Below are 22,140 nucleotides of genomic sequence, written 5' to 3'. Positions count from 1 at the left end.
GGATGCTCACCATGAATCTCCGCAAGGTCAGCGCGGCCGCTGCCTGCGCACTCGCCCTCACCGTCACCGCGGCCGCGTGCGGCTCCGACGACGACAGCGGCGACAACGGTGAAGGCGGCGGCGGTGGCAAGGACTCCATCACCATCGGCATCAAGTTCGACCAGCCCGGCCTCGGGCTGAAGGAGCCCGACGGCTCGTACTCGGGCTTCGACGTCGACGTCGCCACGTACGTGGCCAAGGAACTCGGCTTCTCCGAGGACCAGATCGAGTGGAAGGAGGCGATCAGTGCCGACCGCGAGACCATGCTGGAGCGCGGCGACGTCGACATGATCGCCGCCACCTACTCGATCACCGACGAGCGCAAGCAGAAGGTCGACTTCGCGGGCCCGTACCTGCTGGCCCACCAGGACCTGCTGATCCGCGCCGACGAGAACATCACCAAGGGTGAGGACCTCAACGGCAAGACGCTCTGCTCGGTCACCGGCTCCACCTCGGCGCAGAACGTCAAGGACACCATCGCGCCCAAGGCCCAGCTCGCCGAGCGCCCCGGCTACTCCGAGTGCCTCGACGCCGTCGCCAACGGCCAGATCGACGCCCTGACCACCGACGACTCCATCCTCGCCGGCTACGCCGCCCAGGACGCCAACGAGGGCAAGTTCAAGCTCGCCGGGCTGAACCTGAGCAACGAGAACTACGGCGTCGGCATCAAAAAGGGCGACGACAAGATGAAGACCGACATCGACGCCGCCCTGGAGAAGATGGTCTCCGACGGCTCGTGGGAGAAGTTCATGGACGCCAACCTCGGCCCCGCGAACTACGACTTCGAGCCCGCGCCGAAGATCGGCGACATCAAGCAGTGACCCCGCCGCACCGCCGCCCCGGCGGCGGTGCGACCGCACTGTCAGAGCGGTGGTGTGCCGCCCGGCCCGGGTGGTACACCACCGCGTCCACTTAAGGCGAGAGCGCTGGACTGACGTTGGACATCATCTCCGATTACGACACACAGATTCTGGACGCGTTCTGGGTCACCGTGAAGCTCACCCTGCTGTCCGGTCTGTTCTCCCTCGTCTGGGGAACGATCCTGGCGGGCATGCGGGTCAGCCCCGTCCCGCTCATGCGGGCCTTCGGCACCGTCTACGTGAACGTCATCCGGAACATCCCCCTGACGGTCATCATCGTCTTCTGCGCCCTCGGCCTGTCCGACGTGTTCGGCGTCACCTTGGGTGCCGGCTTCGACTTCGACTCCAAGTTCTTCCGGCTCGCGGTGCTCGGACTGTCCGCGTACACCGCGGCGTTCGTCTGTGAGGCGTTGCGCTCGGGCATCAACACCGTGCCCGTAGGACAGGCGGAGGCCGCCCGCGCCATCGGGCTGAGCTTCACCCAGGTGCTCACCCTCATCGTGCTGCCCCAGGCGTTCCGGTCGGTCGTCGGCCCGCTCACCAACGTCCTCATCGCGCTCACCAAGAACACCACGGTGGCGGCGGCCATCGGCGTCGCCGAGGCGGCGCTGCTCATGAAGGAGATGATCGAGAACGAGGCGCAGCTCCTCCTCATCTCGGCCATCTTCGCCCTCGGCTTCGTCGTGCTGACCCTGCCGACCGGGCTCTTCCTCGGCTGGGTCGGCAAGAAGGTGGCGGTCAAGCGATGAGCTCGGTTCTCTACGACGCCCCCGGCCCGAAGGCCAAGCGGCGCAACATCGTCTACACCGTGCTCTTCCTCGTCGTGCTGGCGCTGGGCGTGTGGTGGGTCCTCGACAAGCTGAACGAGAAGAACCAGCTCGAATGGGCGCTGTGGAAGCCGTTCTTCACGGACTCCCAGGCGTGGACCACGTACCTGCTGCCGGGCCTGGGCGAGACGCTGAAGGCGGCCGGGCTCTCGCTCCTCATCGCGCTGCCGCTGGGCGCGCTGTTCGGCATAGCGAGGCTGTCCGACCACGCGTGGGTACGGGTGCCGGCGGGCGCGGTCGTGGAGTTCTTCCGCGCCATCCCCGTGCTGCTCCTGATGCTGTTCGCGAACCAGTTCTACTCCGAGTCCACCGACATCAGCAGCGACCAGCGTCCCCTGTACGCCGTCGTCACCGGGCTCGTGCTGTACAACGCCTCCGTGCTCGCCGAGATCGTCCGCGCGGGCATCCTCTCCCTGCCCCGCGGGCAGACCGAGGCGGCCAAGGCCATCGGCCTGCGCAAGGGCCAGATGATGGGCAACGTGCTGCTGCCGCAGGCCGTCACGGCGATGCTGCCGGCGATCGTCAGCCAGCTCGTCGTCATCGTGAAGGACACCGCGCTCGGCGGCGCGATGATCGGCTTCAGCGAACTGCTCGTCGAGCGGCGCACGCTCGCGTCCAACTACTCCAACGTGTTCGCCAGCTTCATCGTCGTCGCGGCGATCTACGTCGTCGTGAACTTCATCCTGACCTCGCTGGCGAGCTGGCTGGAGAAGGTCGTCCGGCGCGGCAAGCGGACCACCGGCGCGGTGGTCGGGGTCGGGGAGGTCGACGACCTGAGCACCGGCGCCGTAGGCGGCGGAGTGGGTATCGCGACCGGCGGGGTGCCTCCATCGGTCCTCAAGGGCGATGCCGACCCCGGCGGCGGGGGCGGTCGCAGAGACGTCGGTAAGTAGCTCGAAGGCAGCGCGAGGGGGGCGGCCGGAAGCCCTCGGCTTGACTGCGGTGTGCGGCAGTGGGTTGCATACCTCGTGTGATCGCGCACCGGGCTCCCCACCCCTTAGTACGTAGGCACCATGGCGCCGGAGGCGCATCACCGTGGACCCGGTGATCATCGTCGGGGCGGGCCCGGTCGGGCTCGCCCTGTCGTTGGCTCTGGCACGGCACGCGGTCCCCACCGTCCTCCTCGACGACCGGCCCGCCGGCGACGCCGAGGAGGACGGCAGGCCCGCGGGACCGCGCCCGGCCCGTACCGCCGTGCTGCGCCCGCACACCACCGCGTTCCTCGACCGCCTCGGCGCCGCGGAGACCCGCGAGCACGGCGCTCCGCTCGCCGGCTGGCGCGTGCTGCGCGGCGGCCGGACGCAGGTGCGGGTGGAGTTCGGCGAGGCCGCGGGACCCGCCCCGCTGCACGTCGCGCAGTCCGCCCTGACCACCACGCTGGCGGCGCTCGCCGACAACTCCCACCACGTGGAGGTCTTCCGCGGCAGCCGGCTGACGGAGCTGACGCAGGAGCCGTACGGCGTCAACGTCCGCACCCGGGCCGGGACCTGGTGGCACGGGAGCTGGCTCGTCGGCTGCGACGGCGCCCGGTCGACCGTGCGCAAGCTGCTGGAGGTGCCGTACGCCGGCCGCACGGCCGTCGAGCGGCACGCCGTCGCCGCGGTACGGGCCGACCTGCCCTGGCCCGGCGAAGGCGTCCTGTACCGCGGCGCCCCGCGCAGCGGACCCGGCGCCGAGTGCGTCGCCAGGCCGCTCGGCGACGACCGGTGGCGGCTGGACTGGCTGCTGCCGCCCGGCGGCGGCGTCGTCACCCCGGAGGCCCTCGTCGCCCGGCTGGAGGCCACCCTGCGCGTCTGGACGGGCACCCGCCACCCCTCGTACGAACTCCTCGACACCGGCGTGCACACCGTCCACCACCGGCTCGCCCGCCGCTGGCGCCGCGGCCGCACGCTGCTCGCCGGCGACGCCGCGCACCTCGTCGGCTCGCTGGGCACCCAGCAGCTCGACGAGGGCCTCGCCGACGCCGAGAACCTCGCCTGGAAGCTCGGCCGCGTCTGGCACCAGGCAGGACGCGACGACTCCGGTGACGACCTCGTCGACACCTACGTCACCGAGCGCCGCGGCGCGATCAGCGCCCGGCTGCGCGCCGCCGACCAGGTCCGCCCGCTGCTGCGCCGCGCCGGCGGCCTGCGGGCGGCGGTGCGCGGCAAGTCGGCGGCGGAGCTGCTGACGGACGGGCACCTGGGGCGCGGCCGCATAGGCGGCCCGCCGGTGTACGCCACGGCGCCGACGGGTCTGGACGGGACGGTGGAGGTGGGCACGGTTCCCGGCGCCCGGGTCGACGACGTCCAAGTGATCGCTCCGGACGGTTGGACGGGCCGGCTCTCCGAACGGTTGGGCGGCGACCCCCTGGTGGTGCTGGTCGCGCCCGGCACCCGGGTCTGGGACCGCAGCCGCTGGCTGCAGGCGGGGCTGATGCCGAAGCTGGTGCGGCTCGTGGGCGAACTCCCCGCCCGCGCCCGGCTGCTGGTCGCGGAGACCTACCCGGGCGCGGCGCCGCACACGGTTCTCTACGTCCGCCCGGACGGCCATCTGATGGCGGCGTTTGCGGGGGTGCGCGAGGAGTCGATGCGGCTGTGCGCGAACCGGATGCTGGGCCGGCCGGACGACGCGGAGGAGTAGCCGGGCGGGGAGCGCGGCCCGGCAGGACGGGCCGGGGGCCGGACCCCGGCCCGGCGCCGGCTACAGCCAGCCGGCCGCCGTGTCGCCTTCGGCGACGATGAGGGCCGGGCCCGTCATCTCCACCTCGCCGTCGGGGTGTTCGGTCACCACGAGGCGGCCCCCGGGCAGATCCACGGTGTACGTCTCCGGGCGGCCCGTCGCCGCCGGGTCCACCCCGTCGCGGCGGGCGGCGGCGACGGCCACCGCGCACGCGCCCGTACCGCACGAGCGGGTCTCGCCCGAGCCGCGCTCGTGGACCCGCATCGCCACGTGCCGCGGGCCGCGGTCCACGACGAACTCCACGTTCACACCCTTGGGATACGCCGACGCCGGCGCGACCCCCGGCGCCTCGTACAGCCGCCCCGCGTCCGCGAGGTCGGCGACGAACGCGACCGCGTGCGGATTGCCCATTCCGACGTTGCGCGCGGGCCAGCTCCGCTCGCCCACCGTGACCGTCACCTCGGCGTCCGGCCCGGCCGCGAGCGCCGCCCGGCCCATGCCGACCGTGATGTCACCGTCCTTCGCCAGGTGCACCCGCCGCACTCCCGCGCGCGTGCCGACCGCCAGGTCGCCGCTCTCCGCGAGCCCGGCGTGCTGGAGATAGCGGGCGAAGACCCGCACCCCGTTCCCGCACATCTCGGCGACGCTGCCGTCCGCGTTGCGGTAGTCCATGAACCACTCGGCGTCGGCGGCCATCCGCCGCCCCTCCGGGTGCGCGTCGGACCGCACGACCCGCAGCAGGCCGTCGGCGCCGATGCCCGCACGCCGGTCGCAGAGCCGGGCCACGGCGGCGGGGGACAGGTCGATGAGACCGGCCGGGTCCGGGACGATCACGAAGTCGTTCTCGGTGCCGTGTCCCTTGAGGAAGTGCAGTTGCGCGGTGCTCACTCTGTGATCGTAACCGTCCGCGCCGACAACGCCCCGGCGACGGGGTGGGACCGGGCTCCGGGCGCCGGTCAGCCCAGCCGGGCCACCCGCCAGACGGCCAGCGCGACGACCGCCGCCACCGCCACCGCGTACAGCAGCGCGATCCGCCAGTCCGCCCGCCGCCCCGAGCCGCGCCGCGGCAGCCCCGGCAGCGCCAGCCCCACCCGGCGCGCGGCCATCATGGCCCAGCCGGCGGCACAGCAACTGATGAGCAGCCCGAGCATCGCCACCACGGGACCGCCGCCGCCGAACTCGAAGGCCAGCGGGAACGCGAACATCAGCGAGCCCAGCGCGGCCAGCGCGACGATGGGGGCGAGCTGCCAGAAGCGGAGCAGCCGCGGCGGACGCAGCTCGCGGAACGACTCCTGGCCCACAGGCTCCGGCGCGTCGGTGAGATCCCCCGCGAGGTCGTCCGCGGGCTCTGCCACGGGCCCGGCGATCCGGTCGTCCTGCGGCTCCCGTCGACTGTCACGAGGGCCGGCCTCCATAGCCACGTGCCCTCCCAACCTCCGGCGACTTTCAGGCTTCCCAGCTCGCCTCGATGATGGCACGGCGGGGAACACCCGCAATGCCACCGAGGCGTCCCGATGCCATGACGTGATCAGCCTGTAACCGACCGTTCGAGTAGGTCACACGCGGTGTCCGGAAGGCGGTCACGGTCGGCCTCCGAGCCGCTGATCCAGTGCACGCGCGCGTCGCGCCGGAACCACGTCTCCTGCCGCCGCGCGAACCTCCGGGTGGCTCTCACGGTCTCGTCCCGGGCCTCCGCTTCCGTGCACTCGCCGGCGAGGAACGCCAGCACCTGCTGGTACCCCAGGGCCCTGGCGGCGGTACGGCCCTCACGCAGCCCTTCCGCTTCCAGCCGCCGCACCTCGTCCACCAGACCGGCCCGCCACATCCGGTGCACGCGCCGCTCGATCCGGTCCGCCAGCTCGGGCCGCGGCACGGCGATGCCGATCTGGACGGTGTCGTAGACCGACTCGTGCGCGGGGAGGCTGGCCGTGAAGGGGCGGCCCGTCAGCTCGATCACCTCCAGGGCCCGGACGATCCGGCGGCCGTTGCCCGGCAGGATCGCGGCGGCGGCGTCGGGGTCGGCGGCGGCGAGGCGCGCGTGCAGCGGCCCCGGCCCGCCGGCCGCCAGCTCCGCCTCCAGCCGGGCGCGGACGGCGGGGTCGGTGCCGGGGAAGTCCATGGCGTCCACGGCCCCGCGCACGTACAGTCCGGAGCCGCCGACGAGCACCGCGGTGCGGCCGAGGGCACCGAGCCGGTCGATCTCGGCGCGGGCCAGGCGCTGGTACGCGGCGACGCTGGCGGTCTCCGTGACGTCCCACATGTCGAGCAGGCGGTGCGGCACGCCCTGCCGCTCCGCGGGCGTCAGCTTGGCCGTGCCGATGTTCATCCCCCGGTAGAGCTGCATCGAGTCGGCGTTGACGATCTCGCCGCCGAGCCGCCGGGCGAGCGCGATCCCGAGCTCGGACTTTCCGGTGGCCGTGGCCCCGACGACCGCGGCGACCTGGGGGCGGGGGGTGGTCTCTGTCACGCGGCAAGTCTCGCAAACAACGGGACACCCCTCGAACGAGTGACGTAACGGGATGTCCTCGGGGTCGTTTGCCGTTCCGAGGTTCCGGACGCCGGTTTACGGACCGGGCCCCCGGGCGGCGCAATGAGCCGCTCCGGGCGGCGCGGAATTTCGCCCACGCGAGTCAGTTTTGGAGTAGAGATGGGCGTTTTTGCCAAGCTTCTTCGTCGCGGCGGATCGAGCGGGGAGGGGCAGGCCGCCAAGGAGCCGGCGCCCGCAGCCGAACCGCCGGCCGGGGAGGCCACGGCGACCGCGGCGCGGCCGGAGGCCACCGAGGAGCCGGCGAACGCGGAGGCCGCGGCCGCCGCGGGGATCCCGAAGCAGCAGTCGGCCGAGGGGGCCGCGGACAGCGACGCGGGCGACGAGGCCCGTAAGTAGGACCGCCGGGGAGGCGCGCGGCCCCGCACGGGGCCCGCGGCCTCCGGCCCGCCGCGGCGGCGGGCGTCAGGACCAGGTGGCGACGAAGTAACCCACGCCGTACGGGGCCTCGTTGTACAGAAGGGCTCCGCGCAGGGCGGCGTCCTCCGCCGCGCCCGCGGCGACCTGCCAGCAGGCGCGGCCCGCGGCCTGAAGATCCGCGGCCAGCTCCGCGTCCAGCGCCGCCAGGGCGGCGGCGTCGGCGGCGCCGAGCGCGCGGGCCGCCTCGGCGTCGAAGCCGGCGGCGCGCTCGTCGTAGTAGCCGGGGGCCTTCTGTGTACGGCGCGCACTGCCGTCGCCCAGCACCAGCAGCGCCACCCGCCCGGCCCGCGCGGCGATCTCCCGGCCCGCCGCCGCGCAGCGCTCGCCCGCCAGCGGCTCGCCGACACCCAGTCCCTCCACGGGCGGGCCCTCCCACTCCGCCCGCTCCAGCAGCCACGCGCCCACCGCGAGCGACGGGGGCAGCTCCCGCCCGCCGGGCTCCTGCTCCGCACCCCCGGCCGGCCCGAGCCGTACCGGCAGATCCACGCCGTAGCCCCGGAAGGATCCCGCGGTCCCCTGCGGATACGGACCGCGCCCGGACTCCTCCGCGGGCCCGACGACGACCAGCACGTCCGGCCGCGCCGCCGCCAGCACCCCCACGGCGTCCATACACGCCGCTCTGAGCGCCTCCAGCTCGCCGGCGGCACCCGAGGCCACCTCGGGCACCAGCAGGGGCGGACACGGGCAGCAGGCGGCGGCGACGAGCATGAGCCGCAGCCTAGCCGCCCCGGATCCGGCGGCCCCGGCACGTACGGCGATCACGGCAGGCCGCACCCGGGGGAGGCAGGGATCTACGCGCGCGTAGACCGCACGCGGCACCCTCGGGACGTCGTACGGGGAGCTGCGCGGCGGAGCCGGTCAGTGCGCCGCGCAGCCCTGCGCGGCCGGCAGCGGATCCGGGACGCCCACCTTCGGCAGGCCCAGCAGCACGCCAGCCCCGCCCGCGTCGGGCGCCGCCTGCCGCGCCGCCCAGGCGTCGCCTGAGCGCGTGCGCCGTACCGCCCGCGGCGGGGCCTCGGCCAGCAGGTGGTGCGGCGCCGCGTACGTGATCTCGACCGTCGCCATGTCGCCCGGCCGCACCGGCTCCTCCGGCCGCGCGAAGTGCACCAGCCGGTTGTCGGGCGCCCGTCCCGACAGCCGCCGCGTGGCGCCGTCCTTGCGGCCCTCGCCCTCGGCGACCATGACCTCCAGCACCCGGCCGACCTGCTTCTTGTTCTCGCCCCAGGAGATGTCCTCCTGGAGGGCCACCAGCCGCTCGTACCGCTCCTGCACGACCGCCTTCGGCACCTGCCCGGCCATCTCCGCCGCCGGCGTCCCCGGCCGCTTGGAGTACTGGAAGGTGAACGCCTGCGTGAAGCGCGCCTCGCGGACCACGTGCAGCGTCTGCTCGAAGTCCGCCTCGGTCTCGCCGGGGAAGCCCACGATGATGTCCGTGGTGATCGCCGCGTCCGGGATCGCGGTCCGCACCTTGTCGATGATCCCCAGGTACCGCTCCTGCCGGTACGAGCGCCGCATCGCCCGCAGCACCGTGTCCGAGCCGGACTGCAGCGGCATGTGCAACTGCGGCATCACGTTCGGCGTCTCGGCCATGGCCTCGATCACGTCGTCGGTGAAGTCCCGCGGGTGCGGCGAGGTGAAGCGCACCCGCTCCAGGCCCTCGATCCGCCCGCAGGCCCGCAGCAGCTTGCCGAACGCCTGCCGGTCGCCGATGTCGGACCCGTACGCGTTGACGTTCTGCCCCAGCAGCGTGATCTCGCTGACGCCCTCGGACACCAGCGCCTCGACCTCGGCGAGGATGTCGCCGCTGCGGCGGTCCTTCTCCTTGCCGCGCAGCGCCGGGACGATGCAGAACGTGCAGGTGTTGTTGCACCCGACGGAGACCGAGACCCACGCCGCGTACGGGCTCTCCCGCCGCGTCGGCAGCGTGGAGGGAAACGCCTCCAGGGACTCGGCGATCTCGACCTGCGCCTCGCGGGCCACCCGGGCGCGCTCCAGCAGCACCGGCAGCTTGCCGACGTTGTGCGTGCCGAAGACGACGTCGACGTACGGGGCGCGGCTCACGATCGTGTCGCGGTCCTTCTGCGCGAGGCAGCCGCCGACCGCGATCTGCATGCCGGGCTTCGCGGCCTTCTTCGGCGCGAGCTGGCCGAGGTTGCCGTACAGCCGGTTGTCGGCGTTCTCCCGTACCGCGCAGGTGTTGAACACGACCACGTCCGCGGTGCCGGCGTCCGGCTCCGCGCGGACGTAGCCCGCCTCCTCAAGCAGCCCCGACATCCGTTCGCTGTCGTGGACGTTCATCTGGCAACCGAACGTCCTGACCTCGTACGTGCGCGGCTGTGCGACTTCCTCGGGCATGCCAGCGATCATCCAAACGGCGACGGGGGTTCACGGACGGGCCGCCGGGGCGGCCCGTCCGTCAGTCTACGGCTTCGGCGACCGCCTCAGTCGGCCTGTCCCGCGGGGGCGTACCGCCTCAGCTCGGCGGCCAGTTCCTCGTGGACGAGGGCCTTGAGCAGCGTGCCCGCGGCGATGTGCTCCTCCACGAGCACCTCGCCCTCGTCGTGCACGCGCGAGACGAGCGCGCCCTTCGTGTACGGCACGACGGCCTCGATCTCGACCTGCGGGCGCGGCAGCTCCACGTCGATGAGCGCCTTGAGCTCCTCGATGCCCTCGCCGGTCGACGCCGAGACCGCGATCGCCCGCGGCTCGATGCGCAGCAGCCGGCGCAGCACGTCCGGGTCCGCGATGTCCGCCTTGTTGATCACCACGATCTCGGGTACGGATGTCGCGCCCACGTCGCGGATCACCTCGCGCACGCTGACGAGCTGTTCCTCGGGCGCCGGGTGGGACCCGTCGACCACGTGCAGGATCAGGTCGGCGTCGCCGACCTCCTCCATGGTGGAGCGGAACGCCTCGACGAGGTGGTGCGGCAGGTGCCGGACGAAGCCGACGGTGTCCGCCAGTGTGTAGAGCCGCCCGCTGGGCGTCTCCGCCCTGCGCACGGTCGGGTCGAGGGTGGCGAACAGCGCGTTCTCCACCAGCACGCCCGCGCCCGTGAGCCGGTTGAGCAGCGAGGACTTGCCCGCGTTCGTGTAGCCGGCGATGGCCGCAGACGGCACCTTGTGCCGCTTGCGCTCCTGCCGCTTGACGTCCCGGCCGGTCTTCATGTCGGCGATCTCCCGGCGGAGCTTCGCCATCTTCTCGCGGATGCGCCGCCGGTCCGTCTCGATCTTCGTCTCACCGGGACCGCGGGTGGCCATGCCGCCGCCCGCGGAGCCCGAGCCGCCGCCGCCCATCTGCCGGGACAGCGACTGGCCCCAGCCGCGCAGCCGCGGCAGCATGTACTGCATCTGTGCGAGCGCGACCTGCGCCTTGCCCTCGCGGGACTTGGCGTGCTGGGCGAAGATGTCGAGGATCAGCGCGGTGCGGTCCACGACCTTGACCTTGACGACGTCTTCGAGGTGGATGAGCTGGCCGGGGCTCAGCTCACCGTCGCAGACGACCGTGTCGGCCGCGGTCTCGACCACGATGTCGCGCAGCTCCAGTGCCTTGCCGGAGCCGATGTACGTCGCCGGGTCGGGCTTCTCGCGGCGCTGCACCACGCCGTCGAGCACGACCGCACCGGCCGTCTCGGCGAGCGCGGCCAGCTCCGCCAGCGAGTTCTCCGCCTCCCGGGCCGTACCGGAGGTCCACACGCCGACGAGCACGACCCGCTCCAGCCGGAGCTGCCGGTACTCGACCTCGGTGACGTCCTCCAGCTCGGTCGACAGACCTACGACGCGGCGCAGCGCCGCGCGGTCCTCGCGGTCGAACTGATCGCCGTCGCGATCGGCGTCGGATCCGGGACTCCACGCGGCTTCGGCTTCCATGAGGGCGTCGGCACGCAGGCCTTCCGGGAGACGCTGATCGTCCTGGGGAAGGTGGGTGGGAGAAGTCATCGGATCCTTGTCTGTGAGATCGGTCGTCTGCCTCTACGACAACGCCTCGCACACCGGGAGGATTCCCCGCACGGCGGGCGTCGTGGCATCCACGATGGTCGCACGCTGCCGCACGGGCGTCACCCGCTTTACCGCCCGCGAAGCCCGCCGGGACGCCCCGGCGGCCCCGGGGGCCTGGCGGCTCAGCGCGCCCGCTCGGCGGCCTTCTCGGGCTCAGCGTTCTTGGCAGGCGCGGCCGCCTTTTCCGGCGTCGTCGCGGGCTTCGCCGGCTTCCAGCCCGGGTGGCCCGGCATCGGCGGGGTGCGCTCGTCGTACAGCCAGGCGTGCAGGAAGCCCCCCAGGTCGCGGCCGGCGACCTCGGAGGCGAGCGCGACAAAGTCCGCGGTGCCCGCGGTGCCGTCCCGGTGGCGCGTCACCCACGCCCGCTCCAGCTCCTCGAAGGCCGGCGCGCCGATCTCCTGGCGCAGCGCGTACAGCACCAGCGCGCTGCCGTCGTAGACGACCGGGCGGAACAGCTCCAGTTGGCCGCCGTCCGCGGGCCGCCGCGGCGCGGCCGGCGGGCCGCCTGCCCGCCGCCAGCCGTCGGACTGCCCGTACGCCGTGCGCATCCGGCGCACCAGGCTGCCGCGGTCGTGCAGCTCGTCGGTGAACAGCGCCTCGTACCAGGTGGCGTGGCCCTCGTTCAGCCACAGGTCCGACCACCTGCGCGGCGTCACGCTGTTGCCGAACCACTGGTGCGCCAGCTCGTGCACGAGGACGCCCTCGGCGCGCTTCGGGTACTGGTCGACGGCGCGCAGGAAGCCGCGGCCGAAGACCGACAGGGTCTGCGTCTCCAGCGCGAAGTTCAGCGGCGCGTCCACGGACAGCACGCCGTACGACTCCAGCGGATAGCGGCCCACGTGCCGCTCCATCCAGGCGATCTGTGCGGGCGTGCGGTCGACGACGGGGCGGGCGATGCGCCGGTCGCGCTCGGGGACGACGTGGCGCAGCGGCAGCCCGTGCGGGCCGGTGCCGCGCAGCACGGCGGAGCGGCCGATGGAGACCTGGGCCAGCTCGGTGGCCATGGGGTGCGCGGTGCGGTACGTCCACGTGGTGCGTGCGCCGGCGCGCTCGCGGGCCAGGCGCAGGCCGTTGGCGACGACCGTGAGGTCCTTGGGCGCGGTGACGCGGAAGGTGAAGCGCGCCTTGTCCGCGGGGTGGTCGTTGCCGGGGAAGACGCGGTGGGCGGCGTCGGCCTGGTTGGCCATCGCCAGCCCGTCCTTCGTACGGATCCAGCCGCCGCCGTTGCCGCGGGGGTCGCTGGTGTGCCGTACGGCGATGCGTAGCGGCTCCCCGGGGTGCAGCGTGCGCCCGGGGGTGACGACGAGGTCCTCGCCCGCGCGTGCGTGAGCCGCCGGCCGGCCGTTGACGGTGACGTCACGGACGGTGCCGTGGGAGAAATCGAGGTTGATGCGGGGCAGCCGGTCGGTGGCGCGGGCCGTGATCTCGGTGCGGGCGGTCAGGGGGGCGTCGTTGCGGCCCGGATAGGTGAGGGCGATGTCGTAGCCGAGGACGTCGTAGCCGGGGTTGCCGAGGTGCGGGAAGAGCGGGTCGCCGATGCCGGCGGGGCGGGGCGACGGGACGTCCTGTGCGCCGGTACGGCCGACGGCGGCCGGTGCGGCCGGTGCGGCGGCCAGGGTGGCGAGGACGGCGGCGGCGAGCAGGACGTGGCGCAGCGGACGGCGCGGGCGGGCGGAGCTGAGCATGCGCTACCGCTATCAGCGGGCGGCCTACGCGCGCCGCCGACGCGGCAGCGGTGCACTCTAACGAGTGCGGGCGCGCGGCCCGGGCGCCTGTTCGTCCGCGCCCGTGGGGTGCTGGGCACGGGAGACGTCGTACACCCCGGGCACCTTGCGCATCGCGCGCATCAGCCCCGGCAGCTCCGCCGGGTCGGGGAGCTGCAGCGTGTACGTGTGCCGGACGCGCTGCTCGTGCGGCGGCTCGACGTCGGCGGCGACGATGGCGACGCCCTCGGCGGCGATGGCCTCGGTGAGGTCGGCGAGCAGATGCGCCCGTACGAACGCCTCCGCCTTGAGCGTCACCCGCAGGTCGGCAGGCGGTGCGCCCTCGCCCGCACGCCAGTGGACCCGCAGCTCCCGGCGGCCGGCGGCGGCCATCCGGGCCACGGTGGCGCACTGCGCCCGGTGCACGGCGACGACGGCACCGCCGCGGATGACGAAGCCGGTGACGGCGTCGGGGGGCACGGGCGTACAGCAGCGGGCGAGGCGGGGCGTGGCGTCCGGCAACTCGGCCACGGCGGGTTCGGCGGCGCGCGGAATGCCGTCGGCCGGGAAGCCGTCGGCGGGTACGTCGTCTGCCGGTGCGTCGTCTGCCGGTACGCCGGCGGGGGCTTCGGCCTCGTCGGCGACGAGGGAGCCGGGGGCGGCGGGGGCGGCCGGGACGTAGTCGGCCGGGAGGGGGATCGCCGCGTCGGCGGGCTGCGCCGACGGGTGGTCCCCCAGCCAGCGGGTGATCGCGATGCGCGCCGCCGGCGTCTGCGCGTGGTCCAGCCACTCCGGGGCGGGCCCCGACGCCTCCGGCGCCAGCAGCAGCGTCACCGCGTCGCCGTCCCGCAGCCGGGTCCCGAGGCCGGCGAGCCGCCCGTTGACGCGCGCGCCCACCAGGGTGTGCGCCGTCTCCCCGTGGCGCGCGTACGCCGCGTCCACGCAACTGGCGCCCGCTGGGAGCACCAACGGCCCGCCCGGGTCGCAGAAGACCGTGATCTCCTGGTCGGGGGCGAGGTCTTCGCGTAAGGCGGACCAGAAGGCGTCGGGGTCGGGCGTGGCGCGCTGCCACTCCAGCAGCCGCTTCAGCCAGTCGCCCACCTGGCCGGCCGCGGGCCGCGCCAGCGGGCTGGCCAGGGCCACCACCCCGGCCTCGGCGACGCGGTGCATCTGCCGGCTGCGTACCAGCGTCTCGACGACATACCCGCGCTGGTCGGCGACGGCCGTGTGCAGCGACTGGTACAGGTTGAACTTCGGTACCGCGATGAAGTCCTTGAACTCCGCGGGCACTGGCTTGAAACACGTGTGCAACTCGCCCAGCACCGCATAGCAGTCGGCCGCCTCCGGCACCATCACCAGCAGCCGGCCGAAGTCCGTCCCGCGCAGCTCGCCGCGCTTCTGCAGCACCCGGTGCACCGAGACGATGTGCCGCGGCCGGATGGCGACTTCCGCGGTGATCCCCGCCGCGTGCAGGATCTCGCGCATCTCGGCCGCGGTCTCCTCCAGCGGGTCAGGCCGCCCGGCGTTCGCGAGCAGCAACTCACGGCTGCGCGCGTAGTCCTCGGGGTGCAGGACCGCGAAGACCAGGTCCTCCAGCTCGGTCTTGATCGCCTGTACGCCGAGCCGTTCGGCCAGCGGGATCAGCACGTCGTGCGTGACGCGCGCGATGCGCACCTGTTTCTCCCGGCGCATCACACCCAGCGTGCGCATGTTGTGCAGCCGGTCGGCGAGTTTGATCGACATCACCCGCACGTCGCTGCCGGTCGCCACCAGCATCTTGCGGAACGTCTCGGGCTCGGCGGCGGCCCCGTAGTCGACCTTCTCCAGCTTGGTGACGCCGTCGACGAGGTACGCCACCTCCTCGCCGAAGCCCGACCGCACCTGATCGAGCGTCACCTCGGTGTCCTCGACCGTGTCGTGGAGCAGCGAGGCCGTCAACGTCGTGGTCTCGGCGCCGAGTTCGGCCAGGATCAGGGTGACGGCCAGCGGATGCGTGATGTACGGGTCGCCGCTCTTGCGCATCTGGCCCCGGTGCGCGTCCTCGGCGAGCAGATAGGCCGTACGCAGCGTGGGGATGTCGGCGTCGGGATAGAACCCGCGGTGCGCCTTGGCCACATGCTCCAGAGCGTGCGGCAGACCGTCCCGCGACGACGCGCCGCCCAGCAGGGCCACCCGGCCCAGCCGGCGGAGATCGAGGCGGGCCCTGCCGCGTCGGCGGGGGCCGCCCGCCGGATTGCCCGGACTGTGGACCTCTGCGCTCAATCGGCACCTCCGGCAGCTCACCGGCTCCCGTGCCGGTACTTGATGCTACCGAGCCCATCACGCAGTGCCGTACGGCTCTCGCCCAGCGTGGTCCAGATCACCCATTCGAGCGATCGGACCTTGCGGTGGCGTCGATCGCGGCCAGCGACCGACGCACCTGGTTGCGGTCGGTCGTGTACCAGAAGTCCGGCATGGAGGCGCGGAGATAGCTGCCGTAACGGGCCGTCGCCAGCCGCGGGTCGAGCACCGCGACGACGCCGCGGTCGCCCGTGGCGCGTACGAGCCGGCCGGCGCCCTGCGCCATGAGCAGCGCCGCGTGCGTCGCCGCGACCGCCATGAAGCCGTTGCCGCCGGCCTTCTCCACCGCCTCCTGCCGCGCGGTGGCCAGCGGGTCGTCGGGGCGCGGGAAGGGGATGCGGTCCATCACCACCAACTGGCAGCCGGCGCCCGGCACATCGACGCCCTGCCAGAGCGACAGACTGCCGAACAGGCACGTCGCCTCGTCCGCCGCGAAGCGCTTGATCAGCTCGCCGAGCGTCTCCTCGCCCTGCAGCAGCACCGGGACGTCGAGCCGGCCGCGCAGCTCCGTGGCCGCCACCTCGGCGGCCCGCTTCGAGGAGAACAGGCCCAGCGTGCGCCCGCCGGCCGCCTCCACCAGCTCCGCCAGCTCATCGAGCATGTCCTTGCGCATGCCGTCCCGTCCCGGCCGCTCCAGATGCCTGGCGACGTAGAGGATGCCCTGCTTGCGGTACTCGAAGGGGGAGCCGACGTCGAGCCCCTTCCAGACCGGGGCGCCCTCCTCGCTGCTGCCCTCCGGCGGCAGCCCCAGCGAGGCGCCGATCCCCGCGAAGTCGCCGCCCAGCTTGAGCGTCGCCGACGTGAGCGTCACCGACCGGTCGCTGAACACCTTCTCGCGCACCAGCCCCGACACCGACAGCGGCGCCACCCGCAGCGACGCCCCGAACCGGTCGTGCCGCTCGAACCACACCACGTCGAACTCCGAGCCCTGCGTGATCCGCTCGGTGACCTCCTGCACGTTCTCCACGGAGGCGAGCGCGAGCCGGCGCACCACGTCCTCGTCCTGCACGGAGGAGTCCCGGGTCGTGCCCAGCGCGGAGATGACCGTACGGGAGGCGTCCCGCAGCGCCAGCAGCGCGTACCCCAGGTCCTCGGGGACCGGCTCCAGGCGGCCCGGCAGTGCCAGCTCCATCAGCCGCTCGAAGCTCTCCGCGGCCGTCTGCAGGGCGTCCGCCACCTTCTCGTTGACGAGCTTCGCCGACAGCCGCACCGCGCGGTTGACCCGCCCCGGGGTCAGTTCGCCGGTGGCCACACCGGTGACGCGGGAGACCAGCTCGTGCGCCTCGTCGACGATCAGCACCTCGTGCGACGGGAGCACCGGGGCTCCCTCCAGGGCGTCGATGGCCAGCAGCGCGTGGTTCGTGACCACCACCTCCGCCAGCTTCGCCCGCTCCCGCGCCGCCTCCGCGAAGCACTCCGGGCCGTACGCGCAGCGCGCCGCGCCCAGGCACTCCCGGGCCGACACCGACACCTGCGACCAGGCGCGGTCCGAGACACCCGGCGTCAGCGAGTCCCGGTCGCCGCTCTCCGTCTCGTCCGCCCAGTCGCGCAGCCGCAGCAGATCCTGGCCGAGCTTGCTCGACGGCTGCGACGACGCGCTCTCGAACGGGTCGAAGAGCCCGGCGCCCAGGTCCGGGTCGTCCTGCGGCACGCCCTCGTGCACCCGGTGCAGACAGAGGTAGTTCGACCGCCCCTTCAGCGTGGCGAACTCCGGGCGGCGGCGCAGCCGCGGGTGCAGCGCGTCCACGGTGCGCGGCAGATCGCGCTCGACGAGCTGGCGCTGCAGCGCCAGCGTCGCCGTCGCGATCACGACCCGCTCGCCGTGCGCCAGGGCCGGCACCAGGTAGCCCAGCGACTTGCCCGTCCCCGTCCCGGCCTGCGCCAGCAGGTGTGAGCCGTCCGCGATGGCCTCCGCGACCGCCTCGGCCATCGCCACCTGGCCCTCCCGCTCGACGCCGCCGACGGCGGCCACGGCCGCATGGAGCAGTTCACGCAGCTCGCTGCGGTCGTCGGAGCCGTCGTGCGTGGGGGTGCCGGCGCCTTCGTCGGGCGCGAGGACGTTCTGGTCTGCCATGGCACGCAACCCTAAGGGGCGGCACTGACAGTGACGGCCGTCACGTCGAGTGAAGAGGGTTGGGTACGGTGCCGTCGACGGCGGCGTGCGGGCGCCGGGCCCGGTCGCGGTAGCCGTCGAGGTAGAGCCGGTTCCGGTTCAGGCAGAGCCGGTCGATGCGCGGCGCCAGCAGGTCGAAGAGCGCGAAGCGTTCCTTCAGCTCCGGGAACCGCCGCTGGTAGCGCAGGATCTCCGCCCGTACGAGGCCGAAGAACTCCGCTTCCGGCACGCCCAGTTCGTCCGCGCACAGCGGCGCCAGATAGCGGAAGACGCCGATGAAGAGACCCGAGTGGATGAACTGCGGCAGGAACTCCGGCGGTTCCGTCAGCAGCGTGCGGCGTACGTCGCCCGGCATCCCGGCGTGCTCCGGCAGCGGCTTGGAGCTGATGTTGACGTCGTCGACGAAGTCCTTCACCGCCAGCCGCACCGGCACGTCCGCGCCGTCGAAGACCACGACGGCGTTCTCGCCGTGCGGGGAGAAGACGGTGCCGTAGCGGTACAGGAAGTGCAGCAGCGGCGGCAGCAGGGCGGCGAACAGCCGCGCCAGCCACGCGCGGGGCGTGAGCCCCGAGCGGCGTACCAGCTCGGCCGTCAGCGAATGCCCGTCCGCGTCCGTCCACAGCAGGGCCGCCAGCGTCCTGGCCCGCTCCCCGGGGTCCAGCAGCGGGCCGACGGGCTCCCGCCAGATGCAGCCCAGCAGCTCGCGGTACTGGTACGGGACGCCCCGAAGGGAGTCGTAGAGCGGATGGCGCACCGTCACGCTCGCGGTCTCGCCGAGCAGCACGACGCGCGTCTCCTCGGCGAGGAAGGGGTCGGCGTCCCGCATGCCGTGCACCCAGCGGGTGACGGCGGGGGCCGCGAGGGTGCGCTCGGTGGGCAGGCCGCGCCAGACCAGGGTGTTGAGCACGGACAGCGGCAGCTTGACGGAACGTGCCTGCGGACGGGTGAGGTTGAGGAACGTACGCACCGACTGCTGCGGCAGCCACATGTCGGCGGGGCCGGCGTCCGGCGGCAGCGGGATCACGAGCCCGGCGGCGATCTGCGGCGCGTAGAGCGTGGCGACGGTCTCGTCCCACTGCCACGGGTGCACGGGCAGCCACAGGTAGGCGTCCGGGTCCCGGCCGGCCGCGGCCACCGCGGCGGCGAACCCCGCGCGCGCGGTGTCGCCCAGCTCCTGCGCGTACAGGTCCTCGGGGCGGGCGAGGGCGGGCACGCCGCGGTACTCGGCGAGCGAGCGGTGCACCGCCAGCCACGGCAGCCGCCGGGGGACGCGGGCCTCCGGGGCGTACACGGCGGCGTCGGCGGCGGAGAAGCCGATGCGTCCCTTGTTGGCCACCAGCCACGGATGGCCGGTCTGGTGACCCTCCAGCTCGGCGTACCCGAGGTCGGCGAGGCGGGCGGCGGACGGGGCACCGCGGGCGAGCCGGACGTCGGCGGCGAGGGTGGCGGTCAGCTCGCGGATCAGGTGGCCGGTGGTGTCGCCGGCCAGTTGCAGAAGGCCGTCGTGCGCCTGCGCGAGGAAGCGCAGCGGGTCGCCGTCGGGGGTCAGGGAGCCGGGGTCGACGCGCCAGTGGCCGTACGGGCCGCGGCGGGCGGTGAAGTGGTAGGTCACCTCGTCGGTGACGGGGAGGCGGTAGGGGTACCGGCCGTCGTCGGCGGGGCCCGGACGCGGCCCGGGGCCGGGTGCTGGTGCCGGGTCGGGCTCCGGGGCGACTATGCCCTCGTAGGCGAACTCGCCCAGCATCTTGGCGAGCAGCCGCCGGGCGGCCAGGTCCCAGTCGGTTCTGTGGGTGGTATTCGCGGCGTCGGACAAGGGCGTTGGCTCCTCTCCGTCCTACGGCCGCCCGGGCCGGGGCGGCCCGGGCGGGCTCGGGGGCGGGGCGGGCGGCGGCGCGGTCCCGGCGCCGGTCTCACTGTCACCGGCGCCATTGCTGTCGCTGTCGCGCAGCGCGCGCTCCCGCACCATCAGCGCCGCCCGCTTGTCGGGCAGCGCCAGCTCCTCCTGGAAGTGGAAACCGGCGTTCAGGAAGGCCGCGACCGACGGCACGTTGTGCACGTCCGGCTCCGCGAGCACCCGCTCGCACCGCGCGGCGTTGTCGAAGACGAGGTCGCTCACCGCGCGGATCAGCAGGGAACCGAGCCCCCGGCCGCGGTCGGCGCCGCCGCCGAGGAGCAGATGGACCCCCGTGTCGTACGGGCGCGCGCGGTAGTACCGGGCGAGCGGGTCGCGATCCGCGCGGTAGACCTCCCAGTAGCTCATCCGCACGCCGTCCAGGACGCCGAAGCAGGGCACACTGTGCCCCGCTTCCACCTGCGCGCGGACATGTCGCGCGGTGACCTCGACGGGGCCAGCGAGCTTCCAGAAGGCGGCCACGGACGGATCGTTCATCCAGCGGTGCAGCAGCGTCAGGTCGCGCTCCGGCCGGGTCGGGTCGACGGGCTCCAGACGGAAGGGGCCGGCGGGGGTGCCGGCGGGCGTCCAGCAATTGATGTCGTACGGGACGGGGGACCGGGCGGCGTCCCTGAGGAGCCGGGCGAGGCCGACGCCGAAGTCGATGGTGTCGTCGGGGAGCAGCTCCGGGGGCCTGGTGGGGGTCGGCGGATCGGGTGACACGGTGCCTCTTCTCGTCGTACGGAAGGGAGCCGAGGGGCGGTCAGGAGAGCAGCGGGTTGGAGACGGTGACGTACACGGACTGCGTGTCCACCGGGCCGACCAGCTCGTCCAGGCCGTGCACCCGGGTCAGCAGATTGGCCTTGCAGCGCAGCGTCCCGCCGCCCAGCAGCCGTTCGGCCAGCGCGCAGCGGCCCCCGCCCGCGGCGGACTGCTCCAGGAAGCGGCGGAACGCGGCGAGCAGCACGCGCTCGTCGACCAGCTCCGCGGAGCCGAAGGCGCCCACGAGGCCGAGGACGTTGTTGACGCCCACGTAGTAGGCGAAGCGCTCGTCGGTCACGTCGTCCGGCACGAACGTGTCGCTGGCGGCGCCCAGGCCCGGCAGCCGGCGCTCCAGCTCGACGCGGCGGGACTCGCGGAAGTAGTACCCCTGGTTGTCCCGGTACCGGCCGCCGGCCGGCCAGCCGTCCGCGTCGAGGAGCAGCACGGTGTTCTGCTGGTGCGCCTCAAGCGCCACGCCCGCCTCGGAGTCCAGCCACATTACGGGCCGTACGACGACCTCCAGGTAGCGCAGGAACCACTCCGCGGCCACCGCCGCCGTCCCCTGCCCCGTGCGGTCCGCCAACTGCCCGACGACCTCCTGCAGACGGGAGCGCATCGCCCCCTTCGGCGACCGCGGCACCGGGGACGTCAGTGCCGCGATGCACAGTGCGTCGTCCTGCGCCGCGAAGGGCTGGTGCCGCACGACCGCGTCCAGACCCGCGACCGGCTCGCCGGAGGGGGTGTCGACGGCCAGCCACGCCGGATCCCGTACGACGTCGAAGCCCGGCGCGCCCGGGAAGCCGCCGGGGAACGACGCCTGCCACTCCTTGCCGAGGCCGGCGCGCAGCAGCCGGTGCACCTCCGTGCCGCGGTGCAGCTCCTTGCGCAGGTTCTCGCGGCGGGAGTTGGTGATCCGCACGCCGAGCGAGAGCTTCAGCATCGCGGGGGCACCGGGGCGGTACAGCGTCCTCACCGACGCGGTCGGGTGCCAGGGGTCGCCGTGCGGACCCAGGTCCCGCAGCAGTCCGGCGTCGAAGAGCGCGGCGACGCCGGGGCGCTCGCGGACCTCGCGGACCTGCCACGGGTGTACGGGCAGCGGCGTGCAGCCCGGCGGCACCAACAGCCCGGGGCCCGCCAGCCGGGCGGCCAGCTCGCGCGCGGGCACGCCCTTGCCGCGCTCGGTCCACGCCGAGTCGCAGGCGAGGACGCTGTCGTGGACGGCGAGCCAGTGCAGCGGGAAACTGCCGCGCAGCTCGGGGGAGTAGCGCCGGGCCTCGGCCTCGGAGAGCCCCTCGCGGCTCTTGGGCGTCGGGTGCAGGGGGTGGCCGAGGAGCAGGGACTGCTCGCCGGTCAGGAACGGGTCCGCGGTCGCGGGCGGGGAGCCGGCGCGGCGGGCGGCGAGGAACACCGCGGTGTGGCGTACGGAGTCCGCGACGCGGCCCACGAGGTCGGCGGCACCGCCGGCCGGCTCGGGCACGGTACGCGCCCCGCTGCCGCCGGCGTCCGCGGCCTGTGCGGCGTCGTACCCGGCCTCCCGGCTCAGCAGCGACGCCAGGGTCACCGCGTCCACCGGCGGCGCGTCCTTGGGGGCGCCGTGCAGCACGGGCCGCCCGAAGCGGTGCCATCCGGCCGCAGACCAGTACCGCACCGGGACGCGCAGGCACGCCCCGCTGGCGGGCAGCAGCAGCCGCAGCGTGCCGTTCTCCGGCTCCGCCACGCCCTGTTCGCGCACCCAGCAGCGCAGCAGGCTCTCGGCGGCGGCCGCGTCCGCGGCGGCCCCGGCGTCCGGGTGCTCCAGCGGGTCGGGCTCGGGCTGCCCGCCGCCCTCGGCGCCGCGCCGGTACTGGCGGGGCACCGCGGGCTCGATGAGCCGGGCCAGCCGCCGGTGCACCGGGGGCCGGCCGCTGCCGGCGGGGAGTTCGTCGCCGGCGGGCTTCGCGTTCACAGACGTGCACCTCGGGATGGGTCGCGTACGGGATCG

General features: G+C 74.0%; 17 protein-coding genes. 5 read left to right on the top strand and 12 right to left on the bottom strand.

Going from position 1 to position 22,140, the window contains the following annotated elements:
• Window positions 1-11 precede the first annotated feature (11 nt).
• The 4 genes from CXR04_RS07650 (at window position 12) to CXR04_RS07635 (ending at window position 4,348) form a co-directional block, all read left to right on the top strand.
• A complete protein-coding gene (locus CXR04_RS07650; protein WP_101421114.1) occupies window positions 12-860 on the top strand; it encodes a glutamate ABC transporter substrate-binding protein in 849 nt (282 codons plus the stop codon).
• Between the two features lie 116 nt (window positions 861-976).
• The gene (locus CXR04_RS07645) at window positions 977-1,648 is read left to right on the top strand and encodes an amino acid ABC transporter permease (RefSeq protein WP_101421113.1); all 672 of its coding nucleotides are present in this window, start codon (window positions 977-979) and stop codon (window positions 1,646-1,648) included.
• Window positions 1,645-2,619, top strand: coding sequence for an amino acid ABC transporter permease (locus CXR04_RS07640; protein ID WP_101421112.1), 975 nt, complete (start codon window positions 1,645-1,647; stop codon window positions 2,617-2,619). Before CXR04_RS07645 ends, CXR04_RS07640 begins: the two co-directional genes overlap by 4 nt.
• Window positions 2,620-2,761: 142 nt before the next feature.
• Window positions 2,762-4,348 carry an FAD-dependent monooxygenase gene (locus tag CXR04_RS07635; protein WP_101421111.1) on the top strand — a complete coding sequence of 529 codons (1,587 nt, stop codon included), beginning with the start codon at window positions 2,762-2,764 and terminating at the stop codon, window positions 4,346-4,348.
• A 60-nt stretch (window positions 4,349-4,408) separates the two neighbouring features.
• Here CXR04_RS07635 and dapF read toward each other — a convergent pair whose 3' ends face one another.
• The 3 genes from dapF to miaA form a co-directional block, all read right to left on the bottom strand.
• A complete protein-coding gene (gene dapF / locus CXR04_RS07630; RefSeq protein ID WP_101421110.1) occupies window positions 4,409-5,275 on the bottom strand; it encodes a diaminopimelate epimerase in 867 nt (288 codons plus the stop codon).
• 68 nt (window positions 5,276-5,343) lie between these two features.
• Entirely contained in the window at window positions 5,344-5,802 is a 459-nt protein-coding gene (locus tag CXR04_RS07625) for a hypothetical protein (RefSeq protein WP_164716222.1), read from the bottom strand.
• A 113-nt stretch (window positions 5,803-5,915) separates the two neighbouring features.
• Window positions 5,916-6,854, bottom strand: coding sequence for a tRNA (adenosine(37)-N6)-dimethylallyltransferase MiaA (gene miaA, locus CXR04_RS07620; RefSeq protein ID WP_101421109.1), 939 nt, complete (start codon window positions 6,852-6,854; stop codon window positions 5,916-5,918).
• A gap of 180 nt (window positions 6,855-7,034) precedes the next feature.
• Here miaA and CXR04_RS07615 point away from each other — a divergent pair, with 180 nt between their 5' ends.
• The gene (locus CXR04_RS07615) at window positions 7,035-7,271 is read left to right on the top strand and encodes a hypothetical protein (protein WP_101421108.1); all 237 of its coding nucleotides are present in this window, start codon (window positions 7,035-7,037) and stop codon (window positions 7,269-7,271) included.
• A 66-nt stretch (window positions 7,272-7,337) separates the two neighbouring features.
• Here the strand turns inward: CXR04_RS07615 and CXR04_RS07610 are convergent, their stop codons facing one another.
• From CXR04_RS07610 to CXR04_RS07570, 9 genes are all read right to left on the bottom strand, one after another.
• On the bottom strand, window positions 7,338-8,060 hold the full coding sequence (locus CXR04_RS07610; protein WP_101421107.1) for a class III extradiol dioxygenase subunit B-like domain-containing protein: 723 nt from the start codon (window positions 8,058-8,060) through the stop codon (window positions 7,338-7,340).
• A 150-nt stretch (window positions 8,061-8,210) separates the two neighbouring features.
• Window positions 8,211-9,707 (bottom strand): tRNA (N6-isopentenyl adenosine(37)-C2)-methylthiotransferase MiaB, encoded by a 1,497-nt coding sequence (gene miaB / locus CXR04_RS07605; RefSeq protein WP_101421106.1) that lies wholly within the window; start codon window positions 9,705-9,707, stop codon window positions 8,211-8,213.
• A gap of 86 nt (window positions 9,708-9,793) precedes the next feature.
• Complete coding sequence (gene hflX / locus CXR04_RS07600; protein ID WP_101421105.1) at window positions 9,794-11,290, bottom strand: GTPase HflX; 1,497 nt, start codon at window positions 11,288-11,290, stop codon at window positions 9,794-9,796.
• A gap of 182 nt (window positions 11,291-11,472) precedes the next feature.
• Entirely contained in the window at window positions 11,473-13,035 is a 1,563-nt protein-coding gene (locus tag CXR04_RS07595; protein WP_234380107.1) for a M1 family metallopeptidase, read from the bottom strand.
• 57 nt (window positions 13,036-13,092) lie between these two features.
• The gene (locus tag CXR04_RS07590; protein ID WP_101421104.1) at window positions 13,093-15,315 is read right to left on the bottom strand and encodes a RelA/SpoT family protein; all 2,223 of its coding nucleotides are present in this window, start codon (window positions 15,313-15,315) and stop codon (window positions 13,093-13,095) included.
• 97 nt (window positions 15,316-15,412) lie between these two features.
• Window positions 15,413-17,467 carry an ATP-dependent DNA helicase gene (locus CXR04_RS07585; RefSeq protein WP_234380106.1) on the bottom strand — a complete coding sequence of 685 codons (2,055 nt, stop codon included), beginning with the start codon at window positions 17,465-17,467 and terminating at the stop codon, window positions 15,413-15,415.
• Between the two features lie 40 nt (window positions 17,468-17,507).
• Window positions 17,508-19,319, bottom strand: coding sequence for an IucA/IucC family protein (locus tag CXR04_RS07580; protein ID WP_101421103.1), 1,812 nt, complete (start codon window positions 19,317-19,319; stop codon window positions 17,508-17,510).
• 21 nt (window positions 19,320-19,340) lie between these two features.
• Window positions 19,341-20,120: a GNAT family N-acetyltransferase gene (locus CXR04_RS07575; protein ID WP_101421102.1), complete on the bottom strand. Its 780-nt coding sequence runs from the start codon at window positions 20,118-20,120 to the stop codon at window positions 19,341-19,343.
• Window positions 20,121-20,160: 40 nt separating this feature from the next.
• Complete coding sequence (locus CXR04_RS07570) at window positions 20,161-22,104, bottom strand: IucA/IucC family protein (RefSeq protein ID WP_101421101.1); 1,944 nt, start codon at window positions 22,102-22,104, stop codon at window positions 20,161-20,163.
• Window positions 22,105-22,140 lie beyond the last annotated feature (36 nt).

Origin of the sequence: Streptomyces sp. CMB-StM0423 (assembly GCF_002847285.1) — a bacterium.
In the GTDB taxonomy this organism is placed as follows: domain Bacteria; phylum Actinomycetota; class Actinomycetes; order Streptomycetales; family Streptomycetaceae; genus Streptomyces.
This window is presented reverse-complemented; position numbering and strand designations above follow the sequence as displayed.